At 71.1% G+C, this 4,202-nt stretch carries 3 protein-coding genes; all 3 read right to left on the bottom strand.

Annotation, left to right across the window (positions count from 1 at the left end):
- Positions 1–11 precede the first annotated feature (11 nt).
- The gene (locus M0P34_RS14055) at positions 12–188 is read right to left on the bottom strand and encodes a hypothetical protein (protein WP_291500225.1); all 177 of its coding nucleotides are present in this window, start codon (positions 186–188) and stop codon (positions 12–14) included.
- 284 nt (positions 189–472) lie between these two features.
- The gene (gene ald, locus M0P34_RS14050; protein ID WP_291500223.1) at positions 473–1,576 is read right to left on the bottom strand and encodes an alanine dehydrogenase; all 1,104 of its coding nucleotides are present in this window, start codon (positions 1,574–1,576) and stop codon (positions 473–475) included.
- Positions 1,577–1,640: 64 nt separating this feature from the next.
- Positions 1,641–2,141, bottom strand: a complete 501-nt coding sequence (locus M0P34_RS14045; protein ID WP_291500221.1) for an Lrp/AsnC family transcriptional regulator — start codon at positions 2,139–2,141, stop codon at positions 1,641–1,643.
- Between the last annotated feature and the right edge of the window lie 2,061 nt (positions 2,142–4,202).

The raw sequence follows: 4,202 nt of genomic DNA, 5'->3' as shown, positions 1-4,202 counted from the left end.
CCGCCCACGGGTTACGGGAGAAGCAGATACTCCATGGTGCCCCGCCAGGCGGTGCTGGACTCGGCGTAGACCAGCCGGACCGGCCCGTCGGAAAACGCCCGCGCGCCCGGAGCGAACGGCAGCAGCAACAGCGGCAACAGCGGCAGGATCAGCAGGGTCAGCAGGGGCGGCGATGTTTTCCGGGACATGGCTCCTCGCGGGCGGGGTGGCAGGGGCGGGACGCGCGCACGGCACTGCATGCCACAGCCAGGTTACGGCGGCGTGACGGCGCCGCGCGCGGCGGCCCCGGCGCCCGCCGCGTCACGCCGCGTCACGCCGGGCCAGCGCCCCTTCCCGGCTTTGCGGAGGGGCGCCGGGGTCCCGGCGCCCGGGCGCTGTTCGCACCCCTGCGGCCACGGGGTGCGGGCCGCACGAGAAAGCCCCCCGGCCACGCGGCCGGGGGGCTTGGTTCGCGGGCCGGCCGGGCGGCGCGCTACAGGGCCTGGGCCGGGGTGATGGCGTCCAGGCCGAAGGCATCGCCCACGGCGGGGCAGGTCAGGGCGCCCTTGTGGGTATTCAGGCCCAGCAGCAGGGCATTGTCCGCGCGCAGGGCGTCGAAGCCCTTGTCCGCCAGCTTGATGGCGTAGGGCAGGGTCTGGTTGGTCAGGGCGAAGGTCGAGGTGCGCGGCACGGCGCCGGGCATGTTGGTCACGCCGTAGTGGACCACGCCGTCCACCAGATAGGTCGGGTCCTTGTGGGTGGTGGGCTTGATGGTCTCGATGCAGCCGCCCTGGTCGATGGCCACGTCCACGATGACCGAGCCTTCCTTCATGGTCTTGATCATCTCGGCGGTGACGAGCTTGGGCGCCTTGGCCCCGGGGATGAGCACGCTGCCGATGAGCAGGTCGGCGAACTGCACGGCCTTGCGGATGTTCGGCTCGGTGGAGGAAACGGTGATCAGCCGTCCGCCGAACACGTCGTCCATGTAGGTCAGGCGCTTGTGGTTGATGTCGATGACCGTGACCTGGGCGCCCAGGCCCAGGGCCATCTTGGCCGCATTGGCGCCGACCACGCCCGCCCCGAGGATGACCACGGAGCCCGGGGTCACGCCGGGGACGCCGCCCAGCAGGATGCCGCGCCCGCCCTGGGGTTTCTCCAGGTAGCGCGCGCCGACCTGGGTGGCCATGCGCCCGGCCACCTCGGACATGGGCGTCAGCAGCGGCAGGGAGCCGTCGGGCAGCTGCACGGTCTCGTAGGCGATGGAGGTGGTGCCCGAGTCGAGCAGGGCCTTGGTCAGCTTCTCCTCGGCGGCCAGGTGCAGGTAGGTGAACAGCAGCAGGTCCTCGCGCAGGAAGCCGTATTCCTCGGCCACGGGCTCCTTGACCTTGACGACCATCTGCGCGCCCCAGGCCTCGTCGCGCGAAACCAGGGTCGCCCCGGCCGCCGCGTATTCGGCGTCGGACAGGCCGCTGCCCAGGCCGGCGCCCGCCTCGACCAGCACGGAGTGCCCGCGCCGGACCAGGGTTTCCACGCCGCCGGGGGTCATGGACACCCTGTTTTCCAACGTCTTGATTTCCTTCGGAATACCGATGATCATTGGCTCCACCTCGTGAAAAGGATTGTGGTTTGCCGCCGCAGGGAGCGGCGGCCTCGCGGGCTGGCTAATCCCGCCCGAAAAATCCCCGGCGCACCGCCCGGGGCAGGGGCACCCACTTGCGCTTGGCCTTCATGACCATGAAGGACTCGCTGGCCGCCACCCCGCCGATGGCCGAAAGCTCGTCGTTGATGAACTCGTAAAGATCGTCGGTGCCCTCGGGCAGCAGAACCTCGACCATGATGTCGTACCGGCCCGTGACCACCGCCGCCCAGTTGACCTTGTCCAGGGCCGACACCTTCTGGAGCATGTCGTCCATCTTGCTGTGGGTCTCCACCGTGATGCCCACGAAGGCGACCTCCAGGCCCCGGATGCGGAACGGATCGACCAGGCCGGCCACGCGCAGTACGCCCGCAGCCATCAGGTTCTTCATCCGCGAGCGCACCGTGGGACTCGTGACCCCCAGGCGCTCGGAAACCTTGCCCGCCGAGAGCTGCCCGTCTTCGGCGAGCACGGCCAACAGGCGGCGGTCCTGGCGTTCCAATGTGACCTTTTCGTCCTTGCCCATCACGAACGACTCCTGGAAAAAATATATCACCGAGAATTTTCTAAACCGAAAAATTCGCCGCTGTCAATTGGCGGAAGGATAAAATCCCTTCCCCTATCCTTGCGCGGTGATCCCGCCGCACGGCAGCGCCCCAGTGTGCCGCAGGCAGGACGCTGAGAAAAGGGGAAAGAGCCCCGAATGACGCCCAGGCGGGCGGCGGGCCAAAGGGCGCGGCCGACCCGCGCGAGCCTGCGCAAGGCGCGCGAACCGACCCCGGCGCCGGGCGGACCTTGCCACGGCAGGCAAGCGCAGAAAGCGCGGGCTCCAGCCGCCGCCGCAGGTGGGAGGGCCGCACGGCGGCAGCGGCAAGACGCTGCCCGGCGGTTGTGCCCCCTGTGCGCGGGTTGGACAGCACACGGGTGGACCCGGGCGGCGGCGGTCCCGCCCCGCGCGCGAGGGCTCGGGGGGACTGGCGCCATTCCAAGGTGTCGTCGTTCAGGTCCCGCCCCGCCACGGGGGCTCGGGGCCCGCCATTTGGTCCACGCCGCGTACGGCGTAGTCCCCGCCCGTACACGGGGACTCGGGAGGCGAGGGCGCCCCGGCGCCACCGGTGCGGCTGTCCCCGCCCCGGCGCGATGGCGCGGGGTCGGCCGCCTGTCCGGCACATTCGCGGTCACCTCCCCCGCGCCGCGCGCAGGGGTTCGGGGATGCCCCGCCCGCGAAACCAATGCCTGCCTCCACCTCCGCACGCGAAGGGGAACGGGGCCCCCCTGATGGAATCCCACCCTTGCGTACAGAAAGGGGACGGACTCCCCACGGGACCGGATGCGAGCCCGAGCCGCCGAGGCAGGCGGTGAGGCGGACGTGACGGTCGCGAGGGCCGCACCGTACGCCTCCCCCACACGGCGAACGGCCGGGCTTCCCCCGGGCTTCTCCTCCACTGCGTCGACCTCGGCCTCCGCGCGCGGAACGCCCTCCTCCTGTGAGGGGTGTTCCCGGCCTCGCCGCGCCCCCACCGCGCCCCCGCCGCCCCCCGCCGCGCCCCCCGCGCGCGGAACGCCCGCTGGACAAATCCTGCCGTGCCTTCAACCTGGCCCCGCACCCGCGAAAGCCGCGGCGATCCTAGCGCGACCAAGCTTTTTTAGCCCCCCACACCCCGCGTGCAAGGAAGCCTTGCAGCAGCCCTGGCAGCCCTGCCGGGGTTACCAGCCGCGCCACACGCGAGAGGAAGCAGCATCGGCCCGTCGAAGGCGAAAGATGTCGATGCCCGCCGCCTCCCGCGCGCGGGGAAGCCGTCGGCAGAAACGCCTCGACGCGACGGTCAGCCCCCCGCGGCTGCGCGGAAAAGAGAAGTCCCCAATTTCTCCTGCGCGGCGCGCGTCCCGGCCCCGCGCCTGCGCGAAGGAGAGGCCACCTGTCTCACGGCCAACACCGAGGCGGCACCCGACCCCGCCCCGAGCAAGAAGAGGGGGGCAGGCCTGCACGTTTCCGGAGTTCACCCTGGACGAGGGCCCGCCCCGTGCGGAGAAGAGGAGGGCAGCCCCGACAGCCTGTCCGGGTGCAAGAGCTTTGTGGAAAACGCCGGGAGCTCCTCCCGCCGGGCCTGCGGAGTGACCCCGGCTCAGACCGCCGCCCAGCAACCCCGGGCCCAGCTCGGGGACGGCGCCATCCGCCCGGGCTTCGACACGGGGCGCGGCGGCGGTCCGCGCTTCCTCCCGCGCCGGTCCGCACACCGCGGATGCGGCCTCCGCAACGTCCAGCGGGGCCAGCGCTCGGGGTTGGCCAACTCGCAGCCCGCCGGGGGCCCGTGGCGGCCAGCCGCGTTTCCAGCCCGGGGCGCGGATGGCTCCGGCCTCGACTCAAGGGCCGGGCCAGGGAAACCGCCTCCTGTTTTGCGAGCGATGCCCCCGCCCTGGCCGGCGGCGGATCAAAGAATCCTGACCGACGGGCTGGCCAACGTATTTAGTCGAGTTTGAAAAAGCCATTTCTTCCGACTCAAGCAACGGACATCCCGTGTTGGTTCCTTGAACCGGAAGAGAGCCAAAGGACGAAAAGAGCGCCAAGATGCCTCAAGGCCCGCAT

The organism is Desulfocurvus sp., from assembly GCF_023230885.1.
GTDB lineage: Bacteria > Desulfobacterota > Desulfovibrionia > Desulfovibrionales > Desulfovibrionaceae > Desulfocurvus.
This window is presented reverse-complemented; position numbering and strand designations above follow the sequence as displayed.